Origin of the sequence: Enteractinococcus fodinae (assembly GCF_031458395.1) — a bacterium.
Taxonomy (GTDB): Bacteria; Actinomycetota; Actinomycetes; order Actinomycetales; family Micrococcaceae; genus Yaniella; species Yaniella fodinae.
In genome coordinates, this window is record NZ_JAVDYJ010000001.1 from 1,409,240 (window position 1) to 1,436,024 (window position 26,785).

At 58.1% G+C, this 26,785-nt stretch carries 24 protein-coding genes and 1 tRNA gene; 21 read left to right on the top strand and 4 right to left on the bottom strand.

All coding sequences use genetic code 11. The features are described 5' to 3' along the window. Nucleotides 1-5 precede the first annotated feature (5 nt). The 9 genes from hisI to pyk all read left to right on the top strand — a co-directional run bounded on the left by hisI (nucleotide 6) and on the right by pyk (nucleotide 8,609). Nucleotides 6-419, top strand: coding sequence for a phosphoribosyl-AMP cyclohydrolase (gene hisI, locus J2S62_RS06650; RefSeq protein ID WP_310172828.1), 414 nt, complete (start codon nucleotides 6-8; stop codon nucleotides 417-419). Further along, a complete protein-coding gene (locus J2S62_RS06655) occupies nucleotides 412-1,983 on the top strand; it encodes a chorismate-binding protein (protein WP_310172830.1) in 1,572 nt (523 codons plus the stop codon). The genes hisI and J2S62_RS06655 overlap by 8 nt, the downstream gene beginning before the upstream one ends. Then, nucleotides 1,980-2,603, top strand: a complete 624-nt coding sequence (locus tag J2S62_RS06660) for a Trp biosynthesis-associated membrane protein (protein ID WP_310172832.1) — start codon at nucleotides 1,980-1,982, stop codon at nucleotides 2,601-2,603. The genes J2S62_RS06655 and J2S62_RS06660 overlap by 4 nt, the downstream gene beginning before the upstream one ends. A 124-nt stretch (nucleotides 2,604-2,727) precedes the next feature. After that, entirely contained in the window at nucleotides 2,728-3,018 is a 291-nt protein-coding gene (locus J2S62_RS06665) for an HGxxPAAW family protein (RefSeq protein ID WP_310172834.1), read from the top strand. Further along, nucleotides 3,019-3,840: an indole-3-glycerol phosphate synthase TrpC gene (trpC, locus tag J2S62_RS06670; RefSeq protein ID WP_310172835.1), complete on the top strand. Its 822-nt coding sequence runs from the start codon at nucleotides 3,019-3,021 to the stop codon at nucleotides 3,838-3,840. Between the two features lie 78 nt (nucleotides 3,841-3,918). Continuing rightward, a complete protein-coding gene (gene trpB / locus J2S62_RS06675) occupies nucleotides 3,919-5,208 on the top strand; it encodes a tryptophan synthase subunit beta (protein ID WP_310172837.1) in 1,290 nt (429 codons plus the stop codon). Nucleotides 5,209-5,212: 4 nt separating this feature from the next. Further along, nucleotides 5,213-6,016, top strand: coding sequence for a tryptophan synthase subunit alpha (trpA, locus tag J2S62_RS06680; RefSeq protein ID WP_310172839.1), 804 nt, complete (start codon nucleotides 5,213-5,215; stop codon nucleotides 6,014-6,016). 34 nt (nucleotides 6,017-6,050) lie between these two features. Beyond that, complete coding sequence (lgt, locus tag J2S62_RS06685) at nucleotides 6,051-7,040, top strand: prolipoprotein diacylglyceryl transferase (RefSeq protein WP_310172841.1); 990 nt, start codon at nucleotides 6,051-6,053, stop codon at nucleotides 7,038-7,040. Between the two features lie 69 nt (nucleotides 7,041-7,109). After that, nucleotides 7,110-8,609, top strand: a complete 1,500-nt coding sequence (gene pyk / locus J2S62_RS06690) for a pyruvate kinase (RefSeq protein WP_310172845.1) — start codon at nucleotides 7,110-7,112, stop codon at nucleotides 8,607-8,609. A gap of 3 nt (nucleotides 8,610-8,612) precedes the next feature. On the opposite strand, the gene J2S62_RS06695 is transcribed toward pyk, so the two are convergent. Next, the gene (locus tag J2S62_RS06695) at nucleotides 8,613-9,215 is read right to left on the bottom strand and encodes an ANTAR domain-containing response regulator (RefSeq protein WP_310172847.1); all 603 of its coding nucleotides are present in this window, start codon (nucleotides 9,213-9,215) and stop codon (nucleotides 8,613-8,615) included. 115 nt (nucleotides 9,216-9,330) lie between these two features. On the opposite strand from J2S62_RS06695, the gene J2S62_RS06700 reads away from it, so the two are divergent. The 10 genes from J2S62_RS06700 (at nucleotide 9,331) to J2S62_RS06745 (ending at nucleotide 21,371) form a co-directional block, all read left to right on the top strand. Next, a tRNA-Leu gene (locus J2S62_RS06700) sits at nucleotides 9,331-9,412 on the top strand. Nucleotides 9,413-10,010: 598 nt separating this feature from the next. Further along, nucleotides 10,011-12,869 carry a DUF4040 family protein gene (locus J2S62_RS06705; protein ID WP_310172849.1) on the top strand — a complete coding sequence of 953 codons (2,859 nt, stop codon included), beginning with the start codon at nucleotides 10,011-10,013 and terminating at the stop codon, nucleotides 12,867-12,869. Then, on the top strand, nucleotides 12,866-13,258 hold the full coding sequence (locus J2S62_RS06710; RefSeq protein ID WP_310172851.1) for a sodium:proton antiporter: 393 nt from the start codon (nucleotides 12,866-12,868) through the stop codon (nucleotides 13,256-13,258). The genes J2S62_RS06705 and J2S62_RS06710 overlap by 4 nt, the downstream gene beginning before the upstream one ends. Beyond that, entirely contained in the window at nucleotides 13,255-14,904 is a 1,650-nt protein-coding gene (locus J2S62_RS06715) for a monovalent cation/H+ antiporter subunit D family protein (protein WP_310172853.1), read from the top strand. Before J2S62_RS06710 ends, J2S62_RS06715 begins: the two co-directional genes overlap by 4 nt. Further along, nucleotides 14,901-15,308 (top strand): Na+/H+ antiporter subunit E, encoded by a 408-nt coding sequence (locus J2S62_RS06720; protein WP_310172855.1) that lies wholly within the window; start codon nucleotides 14,901-14,903, stop codon nucleotides 15,306-15,308. Before J2S62_RS06715 ends, J2S62_RS06720 begins: the two co-directional genes overlap by 4 nt. Then, nucleotides 15,305-15,574 carry a monovalent cation/H+ antiporter complex subunit F gene (locus J2S62_RS06725; RefSeq protein WP_310172857.1) on the top strand — a complete coding sequence of 90 codons (270 nt, stop codon included), beginning with the start codon at nucleotides 15,305-15,307 and terminating at the stop codon, nucleotides 15,572-15,574. The genes J2S62_RS06720 and J2S62_RS06725 overlap by 4 nt, the downstream gene beginning before the upstream one ends. 6 nt (nucleotides 15,575-15,580) lie before the next feature. Then, the gene (locus J2S62_RS06730) at nucleotides 15,581-15,991 is read left to right on the top strand and encodes a cation:proton antiporter (protein ID WP_310172859.1); all 411 of its coding nucleotides are present in this window, start codon (nucleotides 15,581-15,583) and stop codon (nucleotides 15,989-15,991) included. A gap of 110 nt (nucleotides 15,992-16,101) precedes the next feature. Beyond that, a complete protein-coding gene (gene polA, locus J2S62_RS06735) occupies nucleotides 16,102-18,858 on the top strand; it encodes a DNA polymerase I (protein WP_407650008.1) in 2,757 nt (918 codons plus the stop codon). Nucleotides 18,859-19,096: 238 nt separating this feature from the next. Next, nucleotides 19,097-20,563, top strand: a complete 1,467-nt coding sequence (rpsA, locus tag J2S62_RS06740; RefSeq protein ID WP_310172863.1) for a 30S ribosomal protein S1 — start codon at nucleotides 19,097-19,099, stop codon at nucleotides 20,561-20,563. Nucleotides 20,564-20,696: 133 nt separating this feature from the next. After that, on the top strand, nucleotides 20,697-21,371 hold the full coding sequence (locus J2S62_RS06745) for a CPBP family intramembrane glutamate endopeptidase (protein ID WP_310172865.1): 675 nt from the start codon (nucleotides 20,697-20,699) through the stop codon (nucleotides 21,369-21,371). On the opposite strand, the gene trpF is transcribed toward J2S62_RS06745, so the two are convergent. Genes trpF through J2S62_RS06760 form a run of 3 tightly spaced genes read right to left on the bottom strand, consistent with a single transcriptional unit; the run spans nucleotide 21,368 to nucleotide 23,704 of the window. After that, a complete protein-coding gene (gene trpF, locus J2S62_RS06750) occupies nucleotides 21,368-21,925 on the bottom strand; it encodes a phosphoribosylanthranilate isomerase (protein WP_310172868.1) in 558 nt (185 codons plus the stop codon). The genes J2S62_RS06745 and trpF overlap by 4 nt on opposite strands. After that, complete coding sequence (locus tag J2S62_RS06755) at nucleotides 21,918-23,009, bottom strand: class I SAM-dependent methyltransferase (protein ID WP_310172870.1); 1,092 nt, start codon at nucleotides 23,007-23,009, stop codon at nucleotides 21,918-21,920. The genes trpF and J2S62_RS06755 overlap by 8 nt, the downstream gene beginning before the upstream one ends. Beyond that, entirely contained in the window at nucleotides 23,006-23,704 is a 699-nt protein-coding gene (locus tag J2S62_RS06760) for an IMPACT family protein (RefSeq protein WP_310172872.1), read from the bottom strand. Before J2S62_RS06760 ends, J2S62_RS06755 begins: the two co-directional genes overlap by 4 nt. Before the next feature lie 25 nt (nucleotides 23,705-23,729). On the opposite strand from J2S62_RS06760, the gene coaE reads away from it, so the two are divergent. Both coaE and uvrB read left to right on the top strand, forming a co-directional pair. Beyond that, complete coding sequence (coaE, locus tag J2S62_RS06765) at nucleotides 23,730-24,329, top strand: dephospho-CoA kinase (RefSeq protein WP_310172874.1); 600 nt, start codon at nucleotides 23,730-23,732, stop codon at nucleotides 24,327-24,329. Between the two features lie 116 nt (nucleotides 24,330-24,445). After that, nucleotides 24,446-26,590 carry an excinuclease ABC subunit UvrB gene (gene uvrB / locus J2S62_RS06770; protein ID WP_310172877.1) on the top strand — a complete coding sequence of 715 codons (2,145 nt, stop codon included), beginning with the start codon at nucleotides 24,446-24,448 and terminating at the stop codon, nucleotides 26,588-26,590. Nucleotides 26,591-26,785 lie beyond the last annotated feature (195 nt).

Genomic DNA, 26,785 nt, shown 5'->3' on the forward strand with positions numbered 1-26,785 from the left:
CCATCATGAACAATTCCAAAGTTTCACTGCCCGAATCCGATCTTGACCCTGAAATCGCGGCTCGGCTGAAACGCAATAGTGATGGATTAGTCCCCGCCATCGTCCAAGACGCCGACACTCTCGAAGTTCTCATGTTGGGCTGGATGAACGATCAGGCACTGCATATGACTTTGACAACCGGGCGCGCCTGGTACTGGTCTCGCTCCCGAGCCGATTACTGGCGCAAGGGTGACACCTCCGGCAATACGCAACACGTCGTGGCGGTATCGTTGGACTGCGACCACGATGCTCTGTTGGTGACCGTCCGCCAGCACGGTCCCGCTTGCCACACCGGCACCCGCACGTGCTTTACCGACCGACAACTGATCGTCACCGGAACCCAAGAGACCCCTGACACCACGAAAGGCCACGATGCGTGATATTGGCCCCGTGTTTCCGACTCGAGAAACATTTCGCGAACTTGCCGCTGCAGACCACAAGGTCATCCCCGTCACCACGAAAGTCTTGCCCGACGCGTTAACTCCCGTGGGGATATACCGTCGGCTCGCCAACGATGCACCCGGCACGTTTCTCTTGGAATCTGCCGGTCAAGATGGCAATTGGTCACGCTACTCATTTATTGGGGCAGGCACCGCCGCTACCTTGACCGAGCACAACGGTCAGGCGGTCTGGCAAGGACAGGTTCCAGCCGGAGTGCCATCCACCGGCACCCCAATAGAAGTACTCGAGGCGGCTCTAGAATTTCTCGCCACCGATGTGCGGGCTGAAATCTCCGACGCACTGCCGTACTTGGTTTCAGGCTTTGTGGGCTTCCTGGGCTGGGACACCGTCCGAGCCTGGGTCGAACTTGGTGACGGGCCAGCCGATGACCTGAACTTACCGTCCATGGCCATGAATCTCGTGACCGATCTTGCCATCCACGATGCCTTTGATGGCACCGTCACCCTGGTAGCCAACGCCATCAACTTCGATGGCGAAGCCACCGGTGTTGATGAGGCCTACGACCGCGCTGTCGCTCGCCTGCAAGACATGACGCACCGGCTGGTCGAGCCGGTCGCCGATCCGGTCTCCGTCGCCCCTGCCGGGTGGCTTGATCGGGACTTTTCCCGTGACATTCAACATTCCTGGCCGGAACAAGATTTTCTCGCTGCGGTACGTAAAACCCAGCAATCCATCCGCGACGGGGAGGTGTCTCAACTGGTCATCTCGCGGCGTTTCACCGCTGAGACCACCGCGACCGCCTTCGACACCTATCGCGTACTTCGGGCTATTAATCCCAGCCCATACATGTTCCTGTACACCTTCGACTACCCCGATCGCGAGGGCGTCTACCACCTCGTGGGTGCCTCACCCGAGACGTTGGTATCGGTCAAAGATAACCGCGTGCTGACGCACCCGATCGGTGGTTCCAAACCGAAAGATCCGACCCGCAGCATCCGGTCCATCTCCGACGAACTGCTAGCAGACCCCAAGGAACGCGAAGAACACCAGCAACTGGTCGATCTCGCGAAATCCGAACTATCCTGCGTATGCGCTCCTGGCACAGTTGAAGTGTCCGATTACATGATCGTCCAGCAGTTTTCGCACATCCTGCACCTCGTCTCCACCGTCGAAGGAGACATCGCAGCCAACACGACCGCTCTGGATGTGTTGCGCGCGAATTTCCCGGCCGGCACCCTGTCCGGATCGCCCAAACATCGCGCACTGGAACTACTGGATGCGTGGGAACCGCACGCCCGCGGCCCGTTTGGTGGCACGGTTGGATACTTCGACCTGGCCGGCAATATGGATATGGCTATCACGATTCGCACCGCTGTTCTCAAAGACCAGATCGCCTACCTCCAAGCCGGAGCTGGTATCGTGGCCGAATCGGTGCCGGCCTCTGAAGCCGAAGAAACGCTCACCAAAGCAACCGCTGCCATCCGCGCCGTACTGGCAGCCCAGCAGCTCCAAGATGTCAAGGCTGAAAACTCTTCTACATGACCACACCGCAACCATCCGAAGTGACCGAGTCACCCGTACGTCCAACCCGCAGCATGACCGTGCTGATCCTGCTGTTAGGTGGAGTGCTGGCCCTGATCGGCGCAACTCAAACGTGGGTCACCGCAACCGGGTTCGAAGCCGCACATATCGATCTGGTCCAATTATCCGGCCAAGAGGCGTCCCCGGTGATTACGGCGATGGCACTGGTGAGCATTGCTGCTGGGGCGGCATTGTCCATTGCTCGCAGGATCGGGCGGTGGATCATCGGCATCCTGGCCATCCTTGCTGCAGTGACTATGGGCTGGGCCACGATCAACGTCATTACCAACCCACTCAGTGCGGTAGCTCTAAAAATTGCCGAAACGACCGGAACGACAGGCTTTGACGAACCTGGCGCACAGCTTGAAGTCTCCGCACTGCCCTGGCTGACCGTCGCGGGAGCCGTGATCACTGTTCTCGGTGGACTAATTGCCTTGATTGTGGGGCGTCGATGGCCGGTAGGCAAAACGAAGAAATACGACGTCGGCGAACAACAGCAACCACACCGGGCCGACCGCGACGGGCAGCTCGATGAAATCGACACCTGGGACGAATTATCTCGTGGCGAAGACCCCACCTAAAATCTCGTAGCAGTTCGTGTTCTACACCTAGGTCGGAGAAAAAATGGCAGAATGGGACGCAGCTATCATCGCAAGCAACTTGAGGCTGCCGGAAAATACTGGCTGAAAGAAAGGCAACATCACCATGGCTTACAGCAAAGATAGAGTGCAAGTCGACACCGATGAGATCCAAGTCGACGAATACGGACGCATCCTCAACGACCCAACCCATGACGCGGCCCCCAGCCAAGGGAACTCACCTGCCGCCTGGGCCCTGGTCGCCCTGGTCCTGGTTGGCCTGCTGGTCGCAGCCATTGGGTCGCTGGCTTCCTGGTGGATCGTCATGTGGGTCGGTATCGTGATCGCAGCACTGGGACCGATCGTAGGGTTCGTCATGCGGCTCACCGGTCGTGGCGCCAACGGAGACTACTCATAAATGACGCCATCCCCTAGCACCGGAACGGTCCTCGACAGCATCATCGCGGGTGTCGTAGAAGACATGGACACCCGAAAAGCCACCACCCCGCTGGCGCGCATGCAACAACTGGCTGCCGAAGCGGCACCTGCGCGCAATGCGTATGACGCACTGGTAGGTGGCCGTGACAACGCTGCGGGCGTGGGGATCATCGCCGAGGTCAAGCGCGAATCGCCCTCCGCTGGACCGCTGGCAGACATCGCTTCGCCGGCAGAACTGGCAGCGCAATATGCCGCCGGGGGAGCCGCGGCGATTTCTGTCCTGACCGAACGGCGCCGCTTCGGTGGATCTCTCGAAGATTTCGACGCGGTCCGCGCGCGAGTTGATATTCCGTTGCTGCGCAAAGACTTCACCGTCGATGAATATCAGATTTATGAAGCTCGCGCTCACGGTGCTGATCTCGTATTGTTGATCGTCGCTGCACTGGACGATACCCAACTGCGAGATTACCTGGCCCTGACCCATGAGCTCGGGATGCACGCGCTGGTCGAGACTCATACCGTCGAGGAAATTCAGCGCGCCGTTGCGGTGAATGCCTCCATCGTGGGTGTCAATGTGCGCAACCTCAAGACTCTGGAAGTAGATACCGCACATTACGGCACGCTGGCGGGGCATCTGCCAGCAAACGTCGTGCGAGTCGCGGAGTCCGGCGTCAAACAAGCCAGCGACGTCGCGATGTACGCAGCACAAGGCGCAGATGCTGTTCTTGTTGGAGAAGCACTGGTCAAACACGGTGAACCACGACAAGCGATCGCTGACTTCCGGCAAGCCAGCAGATCCTAACCACCCCTCAACCTGTCCCGGAGACACTCTTCCTCGGGCCAGGTGTTTTCGTATACGGAAAGACATTTCATGAGCCCAATGGATACCCCACAGTCCAATCCGCAAGAACACCACGGAGCCTTCCGGCAGCAGGAGGGGCCATACTTTGGTAAATACGGTGGACGCTGGATGCCAGAATCGCTCATGGCCGCGTTACAAGAAGTAGAGCAGACCTTCCGAACCGCCGTCGACGATCCGGCGTTCGTCGAGGAACTCCAGGACTTGTACGCAAACTACATCAACCGGCCTTCATTGCTCACCGAGGTGCCCCGGTTCGCGCAAGCATATCCTGGGGTTCGTATCTTCTTGAAGCGCGAAGACCTCAACCACACCGGTTCGCACAAGATTAATAACGTCATCGGTCAGGCCCTGCTCGCCAAGCGGATGGGCAAGACCCGGTTGATCGCTGAAACCGGTGCGGGTCAGCACGGGGTCGCGACCGCTACCGCGGCCGCCCTGTTCGGGATGGAATGCACCGTGTATATGGGTGAGGCTGACACCAAACGTCAGGCCCTCAACGTCGCCCGAATGGAGCTCCTCGGGGCCGAAGTCAAAGCCGTCGACATTGGTGCTCGAACCCTCAAAGACGCGATCAACGAAGCACTGCGTGACTGGGTAGCTTCTGTTGAGAACACCCATTATTTGCTGGGTACTGTCACCGGTCCGTCGCCCTTCCCAGAAATGGTGCGATACTTCCACCAGGTCATCGGCGAAGAAGCTCGCGAGCAGTCGCAGGCTCAAGTCGGCAAACTTCCAGACGCCGTGGTGGCCTGCGTCGGTGGGGGATCCAACGCCATTGGTATCTTCCACGCCTTCCTTGATGATGCCGAGGTGGAGCTCTATGGGATGGAAGCCGGCGGCGCAGGCGTCGAGACCGGTAAGCATGCCGCCCCAATTACCTTGGGCCGAGTCGGCGTACTCCACGGAGCTCGCACCTATCTGATGCAAGACGAAGACGGTCAGACTATCGATTCGCATTCAGTCTCGGCCGGGCTGGACTACCCTGGCGTCGGCCCCGAACATGCCTACTTGCACGACACCGGGCGGGTGGATTACCAGCCGGTCTCCGATGCTGAGGCAATGAACGCCTTTAAATCGCTCAGTCAGTCGGAAGGCATCATGCCCGCCATCGAGTCTGCCCACGCACTAGCAGGCGCGCAGCGGCTGGCCGAACGCTGGGTCGAGGAGGGCGTGGTCACTGCTGACACCCCAGCAGCCGAACAGAAGGTCATCATCGTCAGCCTGTCCGGTCGCGGTGATAAAGACGTCAGTACCGCCGCAACCTGGTTCGGTATGGTCCCAGAAGATCTCACCGAGCTTGGAGAATAATCCCATGACAGAACAACAGATTCGCTCTCTGACCGCAGAGAAAATTGAACAGGCACGTGCCGAAGGCCGTACGGCCTTTATCGGGTACCTACCCGCGGGGTATCCAAGCATCGAAGAATCGATCGAGGCCGCAGTCCAGTTGGGCAATAACGGTGCCGACATCATCGAAATCGGCTTGCCCTACTCGGATCCGGTGATGGATGGGGAAGTCATCCAAAAAGCCACCGCGCAGGCTTTGCAAAATGGTTTTCGGGTGGCCGATGTGTTTCACATCGTCAAAGAAGTTACCTCCCGCACCGACGCCGCCGTGGTCATTATGACGTATTGGAATCTCGTCGCGCAGATGGGAGTCGATGAATTCTCCCGGCGATTCGCCGAAGCCGGTGGCGCCGGACTCGTCACCCCAGACTTGGTACCTGAAGAAGCCGGTGAATGGTTTGAGGCCTCGGATAAATACGGCCTTGATCGAATCTTCCTGACCGCACCGTCCTCACCCGATGATCGCGTCAAACTCACCGTTGAATCGTCACGGGGCTTTGTCTACGCGGTGTCCATCATGGGCATCACCGGTGCCCGTACCGCCGTCTCCGACGCTGCCGAACGGGTCGTCCAACGCGCTCACGCCGCCGGAGCACCCCGCGTCTGTGTAGGCCTTGGGATATCCGAACCGGATCACGTCGCAGAGATCGGCAGCTATGCTGATGGCGCCATCGTGGGCACCACCTTGGTCACCGCGCTACGTGACGGTGGTCCGGAAGCGGTCGGAGAGATCACCCGACGACTCGTTACCGGCGCCCACAAAGCCTAACTAGCCCGCGACCCAAAGGACAGGCCCACTCGCTATGCAGCTTGCGACGCTGATCGCATCGATCCCGCCACCACCCACTGACGGTTTCGAGATCGGACCCTTCAAGATCCATCTCTATGCGCTCTGCATTATCGCCGGTGGTGTCCTGGCCTTCTGGTTAGGTGGCAAACGTTGGGCGGCTCGCGGCGGTAAAGCCGAACAAATGTATGACGTCGGCCTCTGGGCCGTCGTCTTTGGGATCATCGGTGCCCGGCTTTACCACGTGCTCACCGTGCCCGATGTATACTTTGGCCCCGGCTACGACGGTTCAGGCGACCCCTGGAAAATCTTTGCCATCTGGGAAGGTGGCATTGCGATCTGGGGTGCGATCATCGGCGGGGCGCTGGGCGTCTGGTTCGGGTGTCGGCGCTACGGGCTGCGCATGCTTCCGATGGCTGATGCCATAGCACCCGGCGTCCTGTTGGCACAGGCCGTTGGCCGGTGGGGCAACTACTTCAACCAAGAACTCTTCGGTGAGCCCACCACATTGCCGTGGGGGCTGGAAGTCGAAGCCGACCACTATAATTTCCCGGCCGGGTTGCCAGCAGACACCTTGTTCCATCCCACTTTCCTCTACGAATCATTGTGGAACCTCTTGGGCGTGGCGGTGCTGCTCCTGATCGACCGGCGGTTCAAGCTGCGCAACGGGATGATGTTGGCCTCCTATATCGTTTGGTACACCCTGGGTCGGATCCCGATCGAGTCCATCCGCTTGGACGCGGCTCAAGAATTCACCATTCTGGGGATCACCGCACGCACCAACACGTGGATGTCAGTGTTGATGTTCCTCCTGGCTGTCGGGCTGTTGATTTATGCGATCGTGAATCGACCCAAAACCCCAGAAGCGCAAGCCGAGGCCGAGAAAATCTATCGCGACGGTCATGAGGAACGTCCCCAAAGCGCCTCCGATACGGAACCGACCGAACCGCTCGACGAAGATCAGTCTCAACCGGGCGACAGCGACGTCGATAAGCCCTCATCATGACGGAAGTCATGTGGCTCATCAATGCCCAGTCATTAACTTTCGAAACCATCGACCATAGACTGAGGGATTATGAGACACGCGAAAATTGTCGCCACATTTGGCCCCGCCACACAGGGGTACGAAACCACAAGTGAACTAATCAAAGCCGGGGTGAATGTTGCACGCCTAAACTTCAGCCACGGCGAGCATGCAGTTCACACCTCGACGTTCAAAACGATCCGGCAAGCTTCATCGGACTTGGATCAACCCGTCGCCATCTTCGCTGACCTGCAGGGTCCCAAAATTCGACTGGGCCGCTTCGCAGACGGCCCCCATCTGTTAGAGGACGGGGATACCTTCACCATCACCACCCGAGACATCGAAGGCACCCAGGACATCTGCTCGACCACCTTCAAGGGACTGCCGCAAGATGTCGAGGTCGGTGATGAACTCCTCATCGATGATGGAAAAATTGCACTCCAAGCCATCGAGGTCACCGAAACTGATGTGGTGACGAATGTCGTCATTGGCGGCATGGTCTCGAATAATAAAGGTATCAACCTTCCGGGTGTTGCCGTCAGTATTCCGGCCCTGACCGAGAAAGACGAAGAAGACCTACGCTTCGCCCTGGAATTGGGCGTGGATATGGTCGCGTTGTCCTTTGTACGCCGTGCCGACGACATCGATGCGGTCCACCGCATTATGGAAGAAGAAGGTCGCCGCATCCCGGTTATCGCAAAGATCGAAAAACCTCAGGCGATCGACAACTTGCAAGAAATCATTGATGCTTTCGATGCGATCATGGTGGCTCGGGGCGACCTTGGGGTAGAGCTGCCACTCGAACAGGTCCCGGTGGTACAGAAGGACGCAATCGATTTAGCACGCCGCTGGGCGAAGCCGGTCATTGTGGCCACCCAGGTACTCGAATCGATGATCGAGAACCCACGACCAACGCGTGCAGAGACTTCCGACTGCGCCAACGCGGTCTTAGATGGTGCTGACGCTGTGATGCTCTCGGGCGAAACTTCAGTAGGAAAGTACCCCGTACGAACCGTGCAGACCATGGCCAGTATCATCAAATCCGCCGAAGAGCAGGGTCTTGATCGGATGCCGCCGTTGGGTACACGTCCCGGCACTCGCGGCGGGGCGATCACCCGTGCAGCCGTTGATATTGCCAAATCGCTGGACATCCCGTTCCTCGTAGCCTTCACTCAGTCGGGTGACTCGGCGCGACGACTCTCGCGACTGCGTGCACCACAACCGATCTACGCCTTCACACACTCGTACACGACTAGCAACGTATTATGCCTGTCTTGGGGCGTAATACCACGCATCGTGCCGTTCAAGGATTCGACGGACCAGATGACCGAACAAATCGACTATGAACTCGTCAAAAGCGGTCTAGCCGAAATTAATGATCTGGTCGTGATGGTGGCCGGCTCGCCCCCGGGAGTTCCCGGCACCACGAACATGCTCAAAGTCCACCGCATGGGCTCAACCACCGCAGAAATTGACCCAGCGCTGATTGACACCGCGGTCGCGCCCTCAGCGCACCGCTGGGATGCGGTATCCGGCTGGTCCCCAATGTAGGGCTTAGGGGGAGGGGTTGCCCAGCTGGTCGATCACCGTCTGGGCAACTTCCTTCATGGTCAAACGCCGGTCCATCGAAGTTTTCTGGATCCACCGAAACGCTTCAGGTTCAGTAATCTCCAGCCGCTGTTGTAACAACGTTTTCGCGCGGTCCACCAATTTGCGGGTCTCAAACCGCGTCTCCAGGTCAGAAACTTCAGCCTCCAGGGTGACCAGCTGCTCGAATCGCGCGCGAGCCAGCTCAATGGCCGGCACTAAATCGGTTTCGCTAAACGGTTTCACGATATAGCTCATGGCACCGGCCTGGGTCGCCTGCTCGATCAGATCGCGCTGCGAAAACGCTGTGAGAATAACGACCGGTGCTAACGACCTTTCCGAAATCGAGCGGGTGGCAGACAACCCGTCCATAATCGGCATTGAAATGTCCATCAACACCACATCAGGCGACAGCTCCTCAACCAACTCAATGGCCCGCTGCCCATTATCGGCCTCACCAACAACCTCATAGCCTTGCCCCGTGAGGGTCTCGACAATATCTAACCGGATAATTGTCTCGTCTTCAGCCACTACGATACGCATTGGTGCGGGTGACTCGCTGTCTGTCATCGGGACCTCTTCGTTGGCTCACTAGTGCGTTCGTCAGTGTTTCATTGTACGTTAGATACCCGACAGGCTCCGTTTTGTAATTCCTCAAAGTTGTGTAAAATAGCTTAGGTGCCTAGCCCGAATGGCGGAATTGGTAGACGCGTTGCACTCAAAATGCAATATCGAAAGATGTGTGGGTTCGAGTCCCACTTCGGGTACAAAATCTCCGGATACACGACGAGATGAATACTAACCCCAGAAGTCGCATTCTGGGGTTTTGTCATTCCAGGACGTGGGCACGAGATTACGTGGCACCCCTCGATTGATGCATGCGCGGAATGGGCCAGGGCGAACTTGCCAGGCAGCCACCGACCCGCCCAACGCCTCTCCGCTCTTGAGTAGCTGCGCTACACACCCTGTATGAAGCGGGGGAAGCTTTCTTATATATCTTGCAGCCTCAGTACTGCTGCTAAAACTTTTCCTGATGCATTGGTGGCTCCACGTCGATGCCTGTGCTCCCTCTACCCACGCGCATGCCTGACGCGTAGCCAAGCACTGAAGATTTGGCGGATAGGGTTAGAGCGGAGACATAGTAGCCCGAATAGTTCGTGTGGCATGGCCGCTTCGTGTCGGAATTTCACGGACACGTCAAGGTGGGATTCACCACACTTCGACCATGTAGTTTAGTTTGAAACCGCCATAACGGTATGCAAGGATTGTCGGGTGCGCCAATATGGCGTGGCCATACGTTCAAAGCTCGAGTAGCTGGCAGAAATCGAATCGCTTTCGCTGGCCTGTCCAAATGAGGTGTCGCCTGTGCTGCTGACTGCAGTCTTGCTCACATTGGTAGCGGTAATTTTGTCAGCTCCGATGTCACGCTCGCTGCACGCAAAAGCCGGGTGGGTCCTCTGGTTGCCGCTCGTAGCAGCCGCTGGTGTGCTCGTCTACGCGTATGCCACCCAGGGCACCGTCGTCGAATATTATCCCTGGATTCCAGATTTTCTTAACGTAGGGTTCCATCTGCGCCTGACGGGACTCTCGCTCCTGTTCTCGCTCCTGGTGCTCGTCATTGGCGCGGGAGTGTTGTTCTATTCCTCCCGATATCTGGCCAGAACAAAAATTACCAGCTTCTACCTTGGGATGACGACGTTTGCGCTGGCCATGTTGGTCCTGGTGCTGACCAACGATCTGATGGTCCTGTACGTCGCGTGGGAAGCAACCACGTTAGCATCATTCTTTTTGATCGGACGATCGGGTTCTCATGCCCGCAAACCTGCGGTTCGAACACTCTTAGTAACCGTCGCCGGTGGGCTTGGCCTCCTAGCAGCCGTCGCCATTATGATTGCTAACACCGGTACGACGGTCATCACTGAGGTTCTGGCATCTGACATGTGGCAGGACCCCACGGTCACCACCTGGTTGGTTATCACCCTGGCACTGGCGGCTTTCACCAAATCGGCGCAGTTCCCGTTTCAGTCCTGGCTGCCGGACTCAATGGTTGCGATCTCGCCGGTCTCGGCTTATCTTCACGCCGCAGCGATGGTCAAAGCCGGCATTTTCCTTCTTCTGCTTTTCTCACCGGTCTTGGCCCAGGACGTACTGTGGACCACCTTACTTATTGGGTCGGGACTTGTGACCGCTCTGATGGGTGCGGTCGCCGCGCTGCGTCGCTACGATCTCAAAGAGCTCCTAGCGTATTCGACCATGTCGCAACTGGGGTACTTAGTTGCGTTGATCGGTATCGGAACCCCCTTGGCACTCACGGCCGCACTACTGCACACCGTGGCCCACGCGCTATTCAAATCAGCATTGTTCTTGTCTGTCGGTGTCATCGACCATGAAGCGGGCACACGCGATATGCGGATGTTGACCGTACGGAAAGTGTCAATGCCGGCCACTATGACCGTCGTCGTGCTCGGCGCGGCTTCCATGGCAGGGCTGCCACCGCTGCTAGGCTTCGTATCGAAAGAGAAACTTTTCGAAGTCTTCTTGGGCGCGGAATTGCCGGGAATGCTACCCGCCCTGTTGACCACAGTGGCTGTCATTACCGCCATCGCAACGTTTGCCTACTCCGGACGATTTGTTCTAGGCGCGATGGGACACTATCGGTCACCTCGCGAATGGATTAACACCCCTCGTGGCTCAGGCGCTAACTTGGTTCCCGTTCCTGAAGGGCCAGCCACTTTCTGGGGATATCCTGCGCTCAATGCCGTGCTATCACTCGTGTTAGGTCTCGCGCCGTTCTTCCTCAACGGCCTGATCTCCACGGCCTCCACACAAACAACCGGATCAGCCCAAAATGTTGAGCTCTCGCTGTGGCATGGCATTACGCCCGCCCTGTTATTATCCGCACTCGTCATAGCGATCGGTGCGGTGGCGGTCTGGCAGCAGCCACGCATAGAAGCATTCTTAGTGCCGCGCCCGTTGAAATACTCCGGCTTAGGGGCTGTGGAGAAGTTCCGGCAAGGCACCATCGACCTCGGGGCGGTCGTCAGCTCCTGGACCTCTGGACTCAACCCGGGACGTCACCTGGTGGTCCCCTCCGCGCTGCTCGTGGTACTCGCGGCAGTCGGATGGTTTGGTATCGACGATTTACCGGCTCAAAACGATGGACTGTCTCGTTGGACCGACTGGCTGCTCTTCGCGGTCGTAGCGGTGGGGGTTATTGCTACGGTCCGGGCCAAGACCCGTGTCGCCGCCGTAGTGGTACTTGGCACGGTCGGATTTTCCGTTACACTCTGGTTCTTCGCGCTCGGTGCGGTTGACGTCGCCCTGACCCAGCTGATGGTCGAAATCCTGACGGTAGTCATTATGGTGTTGCTCTTGCACCGGCTACCCAAGAAGTTCGGCCGGAAAGAGCCGGTGTCGAAACTCGCAGTCTTCGCGTCCGTTGGCGCCGGGATTGCAGCCTTTGCAGGAACATTCGCTCTGACCGGTCGAAACGGGATGTCGGATCCGGCGACCTACTTTGCCGAAAGCGCCCGTGATGTGACAGGTGGGAATAACCTCGTTAACGTGATCCTGGTGGAGTTCCGCGCGCTCGATACTCTCGGGGAGCTGACCGTGTTGGGGGTCGCTGGTGTATCAATCGCGGCGCTGTTTGCCTCCCGACTGCCAAACCCGGTGCGGCCGCACCACTTTATTGAAACCTCACCGCTGTCTCCTGCGACGCATAACTCGGTGTATTTACGCACGTTTGCCAAGATAGCTTTGCCCGTGTTGGTTGGGTTGAGCTTGCTGCTGTTATTGCGCGGTCACAATGAGTCCGGTGGGGGATTCGTGTCCGCGCTCATCGCCGGCTCGGCGTTCGCGCTGTTGTACCTGGCGGCCCCCGATGATGAAATTGCCCCGATCCGTTGGCCCTACATGGGTCTCATCGGTGCTGGCGTGATTGTCGGGGCCGCGGTCGGATTCATCGGCCTTCTAGAGGGCTCGTATCTGGCGCCTATCCAATGGGATATCTTCGGCTACACACTATATAGCTCCCTGGTATTTGACCTTGGCGTCTACTTCGCTGTGCTCGGTGTCATCATTGGTGCGCTCAACATGCTCGGAACTCAACGCGGCCTGGCCGCCGTCTACGAAGGCGCAGCGTCGCTGCGCGCCTCCACGAGTCAACGCCCTGCAGCGCGAGAACCCATCGAGGCTAGATCACCCAGGGAGGTCACGAAATGAGTTTGGCTCTGACCGTCGCGATATTGGCAGCCGGTGCTGTCTATCTCTTCACCAAACGCGAGATGCTCCGCGTCATCCTGGGTTTCGTGCTTTTGGGCCATGCCGGCAACCTCATCCTATTTGCCGCAGGTGGAACAGAACGACGGAACGCGCCGTTCCCTTCGACTTCTGACGCCGCTGCCATGGCCGATCCACTACCTCAGGCCTTCGTGCTTACGGCTATTGTCATCGCGTTTTCAATTACGATCTTCATGCTCGTGCTGTCCGTCACCGGCGAGAAGAGCGACGAAACGGCGACATCGGTTGAAGAACTTGATGTCGCGGCCGAGTCGCTTTCCGACGGGGTCCGGCATGACTCAGACCAGCCCACTCGTCAGGAGAAGTCATGAGCTCAGAGACCATCGGCATGCTCCTGCCGTTATTTGTTGCTGTGCCGTTGCTGGCCGGCGGTGTAGCCATCGTGACCGGTCACCGCCTTCGGTTCCATGCGGTGATCGCCTATCTCACCATGCTGAGCATGTTGGCCGGGGCTTTCGGCCTCGTGTACTACTTCTGGCAACAAGACGGGGGCGCTATAGCCCACCAGGTTGGCCACTGGCCAGGTGGTATCGCGATCCCCTTTGTCGCGGACATGTTCACCGCCCTAATGCTCTCGGTGACGTTACTGCTCACGGTGGTCAGCATCTGGTTCGCACAAGCCTCCCGAGTCTCCAACTCGCGCTACTTCGTGGCGTTGGTTCTCATCTTGACCACCGGGGTGAACGGCGCACTTCTGACCGGCGACCTTTTCAACCTGTTTGTGTTCCTTGAAGTCATGTTGCTGCCAAGTTACGGTCTCTACGTGTTGAGCGCGAACCGCAACATGCCGGTACGCCGTATCCACGGGATGCGCCTGTATGTCACGCTGAACCTGTTCACCTCGACGCTGTACATGATCGGCGTGGGATTCATCTACGGCACCGCCGGATCGGTGAATATCGCTGTGCTCGCCGATCAAGCCAGCCTTGACCCGGCCGTTGCGATCGCAGGTGCCGTCTGTATCTTCGCACTGAGCATTAAGGCCTCGGTGGTACCAATCCACGGCTGGCTGGCGCGCGCTTACCCTGCGACCTCGCCGGCAGTCACGGCATTATTCTCTGGTCTACACACCAAAGTCGCGATCTACGCTATCTATCGGATTTACGCGGTCCTCTATGACGGCGATAGCCGTTACCTTTGGGTGGGTGTGGTGTTCTTCAGCCTCACCATGCTCATCGGAGTCTTCGGTGCCGTGGGCGAGAAAACCACCCGAACCATCTTGGCCTTCCATATGGTGTCGCAAATCGGGTACATCCTGCTGGGCGTCGCCCTGTTCACCGAGCTCGGGCTGACAGCCGGAATCTTCTATCTGCTGCACCACATGATCGTTAAAGCATCACTGTTTATGTCCACCGGTGCAGTCGAAGTGCGCTATGGTACCGGCGTCATAGGAGAGCTCGGCGGTATCGCTCGGACCGAACCCGTCATCGCGGTAGCCTTCATGATCGCGGCGCTATCGCTGGCAGGGATACCGCCGTTTTCTGGTTTCGTTGCCAAATTCCTGCTCATCGTCGGTGCTGTCGAGGCCGGTGAAATTGCAGCAGTCGTCATCATGCTGTTTGTCTCGCTTATCACCCTGCTGTCGATGCTCAAGATCTGGACGGGCATGTTCTGGGAGAAAGGCTCCGGAGGGCCCGCGACCAAATCGGGCACGGTCATCACCTCTCAGACCCTCGATCCTTACGCTCATGAGATTTCCTATACCCCGGAACTGGCCACCGAAGCCACCCACTCCCAAATCACGACGCTCACTGGAACACAAACGATTCTGGAAACCGACGAAGCGGCCATTCCCAAGCGGCGCATAAACTTCGCACTGGCGGCTCCATCGGTCACCTTGGCCGCGATCACGGTCATACTTGGTCTCGGGGCACAATTCTTGTTGACCTTATCCGGTATCGCGGCTGAGGGACTGCTCGATACCAGCACGTATGTCGAGGCGGTGCTGAACCCATGAAAACTCTAACCTGGTTACCACGGTGGATCTGGCTGATCGTGTGGTTCATTGGCCAAATCATCTCGTCCTCTGTCGCGGTGCTCAATGATCTGGTCACTCCGGGCATCAAAGCTGAACCCGGTATCGCTCGTGTGAAAACGGACTGTGAGACGGACGCTGAAGTCACCATCCTGTCTGCCTTCATCACCATCACACCCGGCACACTGACATTGGGCACGCACATTGATGATGATGGGGCTCGCTGGATCTATGTGCATTCCCTCTATGACGGCAGCCCAGCTGCGGTAGCTGAGGGGTCGCTCGATATGCAAAACCATATTTTGGCCGCGATGCGCCGCCGAGGATTTGAGGCATCTGCGGTCGATCAACAAAACCGTCACATCGGAAGCGAGGACGTGGGGTGACCGCAGAAAATTTTGGCCTGTATATCGGGCTTATCGTGCTCGCTGGCTGTATGATCGCGATTGCCATTCGCCTCATCACCGCTTCCAGTGAAGCAGATCGCGCCGTGGCAGGTGACCTACTGATGTTTAGTTTCACCGGCCTGCTCATCATGCTCGGTGTGCTAGTTGCCCCCGATTACTTCTTCGACATGGTCCTCGTGGCCTCAGTTGTGGGATTTCTCTCAGCGGTCTCGCTGGCCCGTGTACTGACCCGAGGACGGAGGTAGCTCACCATGGATATTGCTGCGCTCATCGCCAACCTCATGCTGGTGCTTGGTGTCATAATTTTTGCTTTGGCCGTCGTGGGGCTGTTTAAGTTCACTGATGTTTACCAACGGATTTCAGCCGTCGGCACCGCCGCAGCACTGGGGATGTCACTCCTCGTCATCGGGGCGTTTATCCTTGTGCCGTCGTGGCTCAATTTCGTGCTGATGTTAATCATCCTTGGGCTCCAAATAGCCACCTCTTCGATTGGCACGATGGCCATTGCTCGCTCCGCCTACCTCACCGGCTCCAAAATGCAGCCCGGTTACTTCGATCAACTGGCAGAAGATCAAGGCGAACCTGAAGCCGAAGTGGTCGCCGACCAAGACCCTGAAAGTGACCCTTCCTACGATAGCAAGACCTCGGGCTCCAATACCTGACCGTCCGCCCGGCACACCTGTGGAGTAAACCCCCGGGACCTCGTGTGCTCGTTAGACTAGGGACCGTGACTGCTACCAATAACTCTGCTTCAGACTCATCCAACACACTGATGGTCATCGACGGCCACTCGATGGCCTACCGGGCGTTCTTCGCGCTGCCGGCCGATAACTTCCAAACCGCAACCGGCCAGCACACCAACGCCGTCTACGGTTTCCTCAATATGCTGCTGGCCATGATCCGGGAACAACAGCCCACCCACATCGCGGTGGCCTGGGATATGGATACCCCGACCTTCCGGTCGGAACAGTACCCCGAATATAAGGCCGGCCGCGATAAGACCCCAGACGAGTTCTACGGTCAGATCGACCTCATCAAACAGATCATGGATGCGCTCAACATCCCCAACATCGAACTGGATGGGTACGAAGCAGACGACATTGTCGCCACCATGGCCACCAACGCCGAAGAGGCCGGATGGAAAGCGCGTGTGGTATCCGGTGACCGTGACACCTTCCAACTCATCAACGACAACATCACCGTGTTGTATCCAATGCGGGGCGTGTCCGAACTGCCACCCTTTGATGCGGCCACGATCGAAGAGCGCTACGGCGTCTCACCGGCCCAATACCCAGACCTGGCCGCTCTGGTCGGTGAAACCGCAGATAACCTCCCGGGAGTGCCCGGCGTCGGGCCGGGCTTTGCCGCGCGCTGGATTAAAAAATACGGCGGACTGCAAGGCGTGTTGGACAACATCGACAATATCGGCGGGAAGAAGGGCGAAGCCCTGCGGGAAAATCTCGAAGCCGTCCAACGAAACCGCGAGCTGAACAAGCTCGTCACGAACCTGGAGTTGCCGCTGGATCTCGACGAGACCGTCATGGTCAATCCAGACCGTAACCAAGTAGCCGAACTGTTCGACGCCTTAGAGTTCAACACCATTCGTGACCGCCTTTTCACGACCTTTGAACAACAGCTGGGTACAACCGAAGAGCCACCCCCGGCAGAGGACATGCCGGAAACCATACTGATCGACGAGATCACGGACTGGGAAGCGTTCCTCACCTCAATCAGCGAGCCGGTCTCGGTCTTCTGCCATATCACCCCGCCCGCGGTGATCACTAAACGCAAAATCCCGGCACCGGGGGACTACGGAGCCATCCGCGCCCTGGGCTTTGCCACGTCGCACGCCACCGCGGTCCTCGACGTTGACGCTGCCTCGGAGGAACTTGGCCAAGCTGTCATTGCGTTCCTGTCGGATTCGGCATACGCCAAGGTCGTCTATGACCTGAAATCGATCCTCAAGGCCCTGGCCACCACGGCATCGAGCTCTCCGCTACCGGCCCGCCCAGACGTGAACACCTCTATCGTGGGGGTCGAAGACGACGTACTACTGTCGGCCTACATCCTCCAGCCCGACCGACGCGGATACGACCTGACTGATCTGGTCCAGACATATCTCAACACACGTTTAGAATCCATCGTGGCTACTGAAAACCAGGGTCAACTTGAGCTCGAAGGCATTGATGATGACAACGCCCAGCAGCTGGCACAGTACGCCCGCAACGCTTGGATGATTCACCGCCTCAACGAGGTCATGGGAGAACAGCTGGCCGAACGTGACGCCGTGCCCCTGTTACATGACCTTGAAATCCCGTTGTCTATTGTGCTCGCCAAGATGGAACTCATCGGCATCGGCATCGATCGCGAACGGCTCGACAGTCTGCTGGCCGGGTTTACCAATGAGGTCGAGAAAGCCCAACAGTCCGCCTTCGCCTCGATCGGTGGTCAGGAAGTGAATCTGGCCTCGCCCAAACAGCTCCAAACCGTCCTGTTTGAGACGCTGGACATGCCCAAAACTCGTCGCACCAAGACCGGGTACTCAACAGATGCAGACTCGTTGGCGGATCTGTTGGAGAAAACCGATCATCCCTTCCTGCACAACCTCATGGCCTTCCGCGATGCGACCAAGTTGCGCCAGACCGTCCAGGGGCTATTGGACTCCATTGCCGACGATGAACGCATCCACACCCGGTTCTCGCAGACTGCTGCAGCCACCGGACGGTTGTCTTCGCTCAACCCCAACCTGCAGAACATCCCGGTCCGAACGCCCGCCGGTCGCCAAATTCGTGACATCTTCGTCGCCGGAACCAACCCGCGCAGCGATGAACGCACCACGCTGTTGACCGCCGACTACTCACAGATCGAAATGCGCATCATGGCCCACATGTCCGAGGATGCCGGACTGATTCAGGCGTACCAAGATGGTGAAGACCTACACCGTTTCGTCGGCGCGCAGGTATTCGAGGTCGAACCAGAAGATGTCACCACCTCGATGCGTGACAAAGTTAAAGCGATGTCCTACGGGTTGGCCTACGGGCTGAGCTCCTTCGGGCTGTCCCGTCAGTTACGTATCTCCGTGGATGAGGCACGCGAGCTGATGACCAGCTACTTTGACCGTTTTGGTGCCGTTCAGCGGTACCTGCGAAATGTGGTTCGCCAGGCGCGCAAAGACGGCTATACCCAGACGATGCTAGGCCGTCGACGCTATCTACCCGATTTACAATCCGACAACCGCCAGCTCCGGGAAATGGCCGAACGGGCCGCCCTGAACGCCCCCATCCAGGGTTCAGCCGCAGACCTCATTAAAAAGGCGATGCTGGGAGTTCAAGATCGACTCGAACGCGATGGCCTCTACTCTCGGATGATCCTGCAGGTCCATGACGAATTGATTCTCGAGGTCATCGACTCAGAAGTGGACGCTGCAGAACAAATCCTGGTGGAAGAAATGTCCTCGGCTGCCACCTTAAAAGTGCCGCTGGACGTGCAAGTTGGAAAAGGCTATTCCTGGCATGAAGCCGCGCACTAACGAAAACAGTGGATGGTAGCAGTCCCAGTGCAGCAGAAATTCTCGTCGCAAGAGTCCCCGCAGCCATCGACTATCCACTAACTGCGCCGGTCCGACGTTGATTTTGACAGGACCGATACCGTACTATATTAAACGTTGCCTATTTTGGCAGAACAATGATTGTGACGCGGCACACTTCCGTGTCATAAAACCTGTAAGTTTTATCAACCACATTAATCCATATCGGAGTCCCTACTACATGACCACTACTAGCAACGCCCCGCAGGTCGCTGTCAACGACATCGGCTCGGCTGAAGAATTCATGGCCGCTGTCGATGAGACCATCAAATACTTTAACGATGGCGACCTGGTGGCTGGCACCGTCGTCAAAGTCGACCGAGACGAAGTACTGCTCGACATCGGCTATAAGACCGAAGGTGTCATTCCTTCACGTGAACTGTCAATCAAAAACGACGTCGATCCTGATGACGTTGTAGAGGTTGGCGATAGCGTTGAAGCTCTCGTGCTTACCAAAGAGGATAAAGAGGGTCGCCTGATCCTTTCCAAGAAACGTGCTCAGTACGAGCGCGCTTGGGGCGACATCGAAAAGATCAAGGAAGAAGACGGTGTTGTTACCGGTTCCGTGATCGAAGTAGTCAAGGGTGGTCTGATCCTCGACATCGGGCTCCGTGGCTTCCTCCCAGCATCGCTGGTTGAAATGCGCCGCGTTCGCGACCTGGCCCCATATGTTGGCCAAGAGCTTGAAGCCAAGATCATCGAACTGGATAAGAACCGTAACAACGTTGTCCTATCCCGTCGTGCGTACTTGGAACAGACTCAGTCCGAAACCCGCTCGAACTTCCTGCAGGCACTGCAGAAGGGTCAAGTCCGTACCGGTGTGGTTTCCTCGATCGTCAACTTCGGTGCGTTCGTCGATCTCGGCGGCGTCGACGGTCTGGTCCACGTTTCAGAACTGTCCTGGAAGCACATCGATCACCCATCAGAGGTTGTCGAAGTTGGCCAGGAAGTTACCGTCGAGGTACTCGATGTCGATATGGACCGCGAACGCGTGTCCTTGTCGCTGAAGGCTACGCAAGAGGATCCATGGCAGGTCTTTGCCCGCACCCACGCACTGGGTCAGATCGTACCGGGCAAGGTCACCAAGCTGGTTCCATTCGGTGCGTTCGTTCGCGTCGAAGACGGCATCGAAGGTCTGGTTCACATTTCCGAATTGGCCAACCGTCACATCGATACCGCCGAGCAGGTTGTCTCCGTCAACGAAGTTCTCTACGTCAAGGTCATTGACATTGACCTCGAGCGTCGTCGTATCTCCCTGTCCCTGAAGCAGGCAAACGAGAGCGTCGATCCAGAGGGCACCGAGTTCGACCCAGCCCTCTACGGTATGACTGCCGACTACGACGAAGACGGTAACTACAAGTACCCAGAAGGCTTCGATCCGGAATCCAACGAATGGATGGAAGGCTACGAAGAAGAACGCGCCGCATGGGAGCAGCAGTACGCCGACGCCCAGGCACGTTGGGAAGCCCACAAGGAACAAGTTGCTCGCCACTCGGCCGAAGCAGCCGAAGCCGCAACCACCAGCCCAGCCGAAACCGGTGCAGCTTCGTACTCCTCCGAAGACGAAGAAACACCAGTTGAAGACTCCGGCACCCTGGCTTCCGACGAAGCACTTGCCGCACTGCGTGAAAAACTGACTGGTAACTAACCCGTCAGCCCGCTAGGGCATTCCACCTTCAAAAGGCCGTCACTCGATGAGAGTGACGGCCTTTTGCGTTGCACCGTACACTATGAATCACACGCTGTGAGTCGCTAGGAATCTTCACACGTAGGAGTCTCGTATGGTTGGAACGATCAGCGCCGCTGGGTCCATCATCGCTGACTACAGTATGGTGGTCCTACCCGGGCTGGTGCTGATCCTTGGGTGTTTTTGGTTGGCGCGCACCGATACTGATCCACTGCTGCGGATCGTCATACTCGTGCTTGGATTCATCCTCGTGAGGGATGCGATGACGCCCGCTGGGCTTTGGGACTTCGGCGTCGTCAACGGGGTCGTGCCATGGATTCGCATGACGGAGAATCCAGTGGTCCTGCTAGCCCTGGGCAGCGGGAGCCTCATCTTGGTCGCAGCAACGCTGAGCGATACGCGTCTGCGGGCATTGGTCTGGTGGGGCAAGCCGAATATCAGCACGCTCCTATTCGGCATTGGCGGTGCGTTACTTGTTGTCGCCCCGATCTTCGCCTTGACCGTGAGTCAGCCCATTGAAGCTCGCGGTGGAACTGTTGTTGTGAGTGTGCTGCCGGCGCTAGCGTTCATGACCCTGGCGGGTAATCTGGTATTTGCCGCATGCCACGTGTATATAGCGATCACTGTCACGAGTGTCGGGTGGCCGCTGTTGGCGTTCACGCTGTGGGAAGGCTTGATCTGCGCAGTTTTACGCCTGCGGCGCGGAGTGTTCCCCGCGGCGGTGGCGCATGGACTTGCGATCTTCTTGCTGGCTAGTGGGCTCGTCTAGTCGCGCTTGACGCCACGGGCCGCCTCAATAAACGCTTTCATGAGCTCATAGTCTTTGACGCCCGGGGCTGTTTCAACCCCCGAGGACACATCGACGCCGTCGGGACGGTGGGTCGCCACCACTTCGGCGACATTATCGGGGCGCAACCCGCCGGCCAAAATCCGTCGCGCATCAACTTCCTGCACCCAGGCTGGGATTTCAATAAAAGTGCCGGTACCGTGCGAGGCGTCAAAGAACCAGTAATCCAGACCCGCGGTGGACACCGGGGGAGTGGCCGAGGCCAAAGCCAACGACGGGACTTCGGCGTATTCGTACAACTGGACGGTATCGACCGCCTCCTGCAGAGGGGCTACGTGCTCCAGCGTGAGACCCACCGCAAAGGTCTGGATTTGGCCGTCGGCGGCTGCGATAAGTTCCCGGGCCGTCTCCACATCCACGAGACGTTTCGACTCGGGTGCCCGCATGAAGCCCACGGCATCGTATCCCAGGTCGATGGCCCACCTGAGCTGTTCTGCTGTGGTGATCCCACAGACTTTAACAAAAAGGTCAGTCACTGGCGTCACCCTTCTGTGATTGCGTCACGATAAAGCGATTGTCCCTGGCCAGCTGCCAGGTGGGCCCCACCCGATAGCTCAGCTGAGCACGGTAGTGCCGGGCCGCGTTAAACACCGTCCACAGTACACCACCGGGTTTGAGCACACGCGCGGCTTCATCGAAGAGATAAAACGCTACGTCACTGGTCAGCTCAGTGCCGCGGTGAAACGGCGGGTTCAAGACCACCGCATCGACGGAAGCATCAGCTAACTGGGATAATCCTGACTGATGCACCACCTGGACGCCAGCGATATCATTAGCGGCCAAGGTCTCCGTCGTTGACGCGACCGCAGACGCTGAATCGTCGGTGGCGATGAGGCGTACTGATGCAAAACGTTTCGCTAGGGTCGCCGCAACGGTCCCGTTGCCGCATCCGAGATCTACCACGGTGGCGTCTGAGGCAAACTGAGCGTCCGTGCTCATGGTTTCCAGTAGCAAGTTGGTTCCCGGATCGAGCTTTGCCGCTCCGAATGTTAACCCGTAAGCCCGCAGATGTAGATCGATGCCGGCGACCTGCACAAAGTTTCTGCGTGGGAATCGCGGGGGAGTCGTACCGTGCAACAACTTTGGCGAGCGAGCCCGCAAGGCCCTGGCCTTGTGGTACCCGCGTGAAGCAGACACATCGTCAAAGGCTTGTTCAAGCACCGTGTTCAATGAGTAGTTCAAATGGCGTTGGAGTTGACCCCCCAACAGCACCACCTCTGGACTAGCCCACCGAGCAACCAGCCACGATAACTCCTCGAGCGCTTCCAGCGGACGAGCCAGACGATACAGCACCGTCGCCGCGCCGGACAGTACCTCAGGGGTCGGGGTGGTACTGACCGGGCCCGTGACGTCAGCGTGCGCGGCAGCCAAGGCGGCCGAATCCTGCACAAACCGGACGTTGAGCTGCCGTTCGCGACTCCAGGCACTGAGCGCACCCGTGGCATCATTAATGACGACCACGGGAGCGGCACGCCGCCACGGCTCCGCTTCGAAAGTTTCTTCCAGGACGCGCCACAACATCCGGTCGATGTTGTCGGGTTCGTGTTCGTCTGGTGTCATCGGGGTAGATCCTCCCACTGGGTGCCGACGGGTTCGGCGGTTAATTGCCCGGCCGTGATCGAGGCCAGGTGTGCGTTAAACCGTTCGAGTGCCCCGCCTTCGTCTTCGACTCCGACGGTCATGGTCGCCTGGGGGCCTGCGTACTCGGTGCCCAACACGGTGTACTGTGCCGACCGTAATTCGTTCTCTACGCGTCCAACCTCCCCGTGGGGTGCTTGCACCGCAACATGCAACATCCGCTGGCGAATACGCATCGGGGTCTGCTCCAACGCGGCGACCACCGTATCCGAATAGGCCCGGACGAGGCCGCCGGCTCCGAGCTTGACGCCCCCAAAGTAGCGCACGACGATCGCACACACATCGGACAGATCGGCATATTCGTCACCGTCATGCAGCGCACGGAAATTCGTCAGCGCTTGCAACATCGGCATCCCGGCGGTTCCGGCGGGTTCGCCATCGTCGGAGGAACGCTGAACGTCGCGATCCGGGCCTAACACGAATGCCGGCACGACGTGGGTGGCTGCGTGATGCACTCCCCGGACTTCGTCAATCCAGGCTCTGGCCTCGTCTTCTGTCTCGACGCGACGGATCATACCGATAAACTCAGAACGGCGGATATCTAAGGTAACCTCCACCGGATTGCGGTGGGACACCACGGTATAACGTCTCGTACGAGCAGAATCAGCATGTTGCATGCACCCAAGTCTACCCAGGAGCACTATGCGTCATCTCGCACTGACCGGCGGCATCGGATCCGGCAAGTCCACCGTCGCCCAATTTTTCGCCGAACGTGGCGCAACCATCATCGACGCCGACGCGATTTCCCGCGACCTCATGGAACCCGGTCAACGGGTCCTGGCTGAGGTTATCGAGACTTTCGGCGACCACCTGCTGGATGATGCCGGCCGGCTCGACCGGCAAGCGCTGGCCGAGGTGGTGTTCAGCGACGACGAGGCCCGGGAACAGCTCAACGCGATCGTGCATCCGGCCGTGCGCGCCGAAGCGACCCGACAGCGCGAAGCCGCTGCCGCCGCTGACCCTGAGGACGCCGTGATTATCCAAGACATCCCGTTGTTGGTTGAAACCGGACAGGCGGATACCTACGACGGCGTCATTGTCATCTATACCGATCATGACACTCGGTTGCAACGGCTCGTCGAAACCCGGGGGATGAGCCTTGCGGACGCCAAGGCGCGCATCGCAGCCCAAGCCACCGACGAGCAGCGCAAGGCGGTGGCCGACTGGGTCATCGACAATTCCGGTTCGCTCGAAGACACCGAAGCCCAGGTCGATGCCGTGTGGCGTCAGCTGCGAGGCTGACGGGTCACCACAGATACAGATGTAACTGCACACCAGCACCTGCGCCGCCCGGGGAGCCCTTAGCCAGGGGGCGAACAAGTGGTCGCGATTCGATAGTCCCGCGTAACATATGGGACATGAGTATGGCCCGAGAAATTAAGCGCGTCGTCGCCCCGTTCAAAGTCGAGGCACCCTATGAGCCTGCCGGCGACCAGCCCCAAGCCATCAAAGAGCTTACCGAACGCATCGAGGGTGGCGAAAAGGACGTGGTCCTGCTCGGCGCCACCGGTACCGGGAAATCGGCCACAACCGCATGGCTTGTTGAACGGTTACAACGGCCAACCCTGGTGCTTGTTCAAAACAAGACCTTGGCCGCCCAGTTAGCCAATGAGTTCCGCGAGTTGCTGCCCCACAACGCGGTCGAATACTTCGTGTCGTACTACGACTATTACCAACCCGAAGCCTACGTCCCACAAACCGATACGTTTATTGAAAAAGACTCCTCAATTAACGAAGAAGTCGAACGCTTACGCCACTCGGCGACCAACGCCCTGTTGACTCGACGAGACACCATCGTCGTGGCGACCGTTTCATCGATCTTCGGTCTCGGGACACCAGAAGAGTACATTGCTCAGATGGTTACGCTTCGCGTCGGAGATATGTTGGACCGGGATGATCTGCTGCGGCAATTCGTGCAGATGCAATACGCTCGCAACGACACCGACTTCCACCGCGGTACCTTCCGGGTACGCGGCGATACGGTCGAGATCATTCCCATGTATGAAGAGCTCGCGGTGCGGATCGAGTTCTTCGGTGACGAAATCGAAACGATTCAAACGCTGCATCCGCTGACCGGCAACGTCGTCCGCGAGGAAGAAGAGATGTACATCTTCCCGGCATCCCACTACGTTGCCGGCGATACGCGCATGTCGCGCGCGATCAAAGACATCGAAAACGAGCTGCGGGATCGTCTCCAAGAACTCGAATCCCAGAACAAGCTGTTAGAGGCACAGCGGTTGCGCATGCGCACCACCTATGACCTCGAAATGATGCAGCAGATGGGGTACTGCAATGGCATCGAGAACTACTCGCGCCACATCGACGGACGAGCACCCGGATCCGCCCCGCATACGCTGCTTGATTATTTCCCCGACGACTTCCTCTTGGTCATCGACGAGTCGCACGTGACCGTGCCGCAGATCGGCGGCATGTACGAAGGGGATGCCTCCCGCAAGCGCACTCTCGTGGACCACGGGTTCCGGCTCCCGTCCGCATTGGATAACCGGCCCCTGAAATGGGACGAATTCCTGGAGCGAATCGGCCAGACGGTTTACCTGTCTGCCACGCCGGGCCCCTATGAACTCAGTCAAGCCGACGGTGTCGTTGAACAAATCATCCGTCCTACCGGGCTGATTGACCCGCAGATCATCGTCAAAGAAACCAAGGGCCAAATTGATGACCTCATGGATGAGATCAATCTGCGCGTCGAACGCGATGAGCGCGTCCTGGTGACGACTCTGACGAAACGGATGGCCGAAGACCTTACCGAATATTTGCTCGACCACGGCGTCAAAGTCGAATATTTGCACTCCGACGTCGATACGCTGCGCCGTGTCGAACTCATGACAGAGCTACGTCGCGGTATTTTTGACGTCCTGGTCGGGATTAATCTACTTCGCGAAGGTTTGGACCTTCCCGAAGTCTCGCTCGTGTCGATCCTCGACGCCGATAAGGAAGGCTTCTTACGGTCGAACCGCTCGCTCATCCAGACCATTGGGCGTGCAGCTCGTAACGTTTCGGGTGAGGTACATATGTACGCAGATAAAATCACCGACTCGATGCAGTACGCCATCGATGAGACAAATCGCCGACGCGAAATTCAGATTGCGCACAATAAGAAACACGGCATTGACCCCCAGCCGCTTCGCAAACGCATCGCTGATATTACCGATCAGCTGGCACGTGAGGACGCCGATACCGCGGATCTCATGTCCGGCATGGCAGGCATCAAAACTGGTTTCGATTACGGTATGGGCAAACGTGGTTATACCGCGGCGATTACCGAGGATCAACAACGCGCCGCAATGACAGCCGAGGACGGAAAGGTCGCCAAGCTGGCCGCAGTGCCGGCCAAAGACCTCTCCGATCTGATTCAGCAAATGTCCGATCAGATGCACCAGGCGGCAGAAGACCTCAATTTTGAGCTCGCCGCACGGTTACGTGATGAAGTATCCGAACTCAAAAAAGAGCTTCGCGACATGCAACGCGAAGGTCACGCGTAGCCACGAAAGCTGATCCAACAGCGAGTCGAGCTCCCGTCGTGATGCAAGAGGTTTTCCTGGTATAGTCTGATCCGAACAAGGGAGTATCCCAAAAGCTCCGCACACGTCAACACGTCGAACATCGTGGTTCGGCCGGGTGCGGACCCCGTATCTACGTCGGGGGAGAGACTTGTGGACTCAAAGCTACCTAAAAAC

Bases quoted from the DNA above. Each gene is read 5' to 3' on its own strand.
- hisI (WP_310172828.1), top strand. From the start codon at position 6: ATGAACAATTCCAAAGTTTCACTGCCCGAATCCGATCTTGACCCTGAA.
- J2S62_RS06655 (WP_310172830.1), top strand. From the start codon at position 412: ATGCGTGATATTGGCCCCGTGTTTCCGACTCGAGAAACATTTCGCGAA.
- J2S62_RS06660 (WP_310172832.1), top strand. From the start codon at position 1,980: ATGACCACACCGCAACCATCCGAAGTGACCGAGTCACCCGTACGTCCA.
- J2S62_RS06665 (WP_310172834.1), top strand. From the start codon at position 2,728: ATGGCTTACAGCAAAGATAGAGTGCAAGTCGACACCGATGAGATCCAA.
- trpC (WP_310172835.1), top strand. From the start codon at position 3,019: ATGACGCCATCCCCTAGCACCGGAACGGTCCTCGACAGCATCATCGCG.
- trpB (WP_310172837.1), top strand. From the start codon at position 3,919: ATGGATACCCCACAGTCCAATCCGCAAGAACACCACGGAGCCTTCCGG.
- trpA (WP_310172839.1), top strand. From the start codon at position 5,213: ATGACAGAACAACAGATTCGCTCTCTGACCGCAGAGAAAATTGAACAG.
- lgt (WP_310172841.1), top strand. From the start codon at position 6,051: ATGCAGCTTGCGACGCTGATCGCATCGATCCCGCCACCACCCACTGAC.
- pyk (WP_310172845.1), top strand. From the start codon at position 7,110: ATGAGACACGCGAAAATTGTCGCCACATTTGGCCCCGCCACACAGGGG.
- J2S62_RS06695 (WP_310172847.1), bottom strand. From the start codon at position 9,215: ATGACAGACAGCGAGTCACCCGCACCAATGCGTATCGTAGTGGCTGAA.
- J2S62_RS06710 (WP_310172851.1), top strand. From the start codon at position 12,866: ATGAGTTTGGCTCTGACCGTCGCGATATTGGCAGCCGGTGCTGTCTAT.
- J2S62_RS06715 (WP_310172853.1), top strand. From the start codon at position 13,255: ATGAGCTCAGAGACCATCGGCATGCTCCTGCCGTTATTTGTTGCTGTG.
- J2S62_RS06720 (WP_310172855.1), top strand. From the start codon at position 14,901: ATGAAAACTCTAACCTGGTTACCACGGTGGATCTGGCTGATCGTGTGG.
- J2S62_RS06730 (WP_310172859.1), top strand. From the start codon at position 15,581: ATGGATATTGCTGCGCTCATCGCCAACCTCATGCTGGTGCTTGGTGTC.
- polA (WP_407650008.1), top strand. From the start codon at position 16,102: ATGGTCATCGACGGCCACTCGATGGCCTACCGGGCGTTCTTCGCGCTG.
- rpsA (WP_310172863.1), top strand. From the start codon at position 19,097: ATGACCACTACTAGCAACGCCCCGCAGGTCGCTGTCAACGACATCGGC.
- J2S62_RS06745 (WP_310172865.1), top strand. From the start codon at position 20,697: ATGGTTGGAACGATCAGCGCCGCTGGGTCCATCATCGCTGACTACAGT.
- J2S62_RS06755 (WP_310172870.1), bottom strand. From the start codon at position 23,009: ATGACACCAGACGAACACGAACCCGACAACATCGACCGGATGTTGTGG.
- J2S62_RS06760 (WP_310172872.1), bottom strand. From the start codon at position 23,704: ATGCAACATGCTGATTCTGCTCGTACGAGACGTTATACCGTGGTGTCC.
- coaE (WP_310172874.1), top strand. From the start codon at position 23,730: ATGCGTCATCTCGCACTGACCGGCGGCATCGGATCCGGCAAGTCCACC.
- uvrB (WP_310172877.1), top strand. From the start codon at position 24,446: ATGAGTATGGCCCGAGAAATTAAGCGCGTCGTCGCCCCGTTCAAAGTC.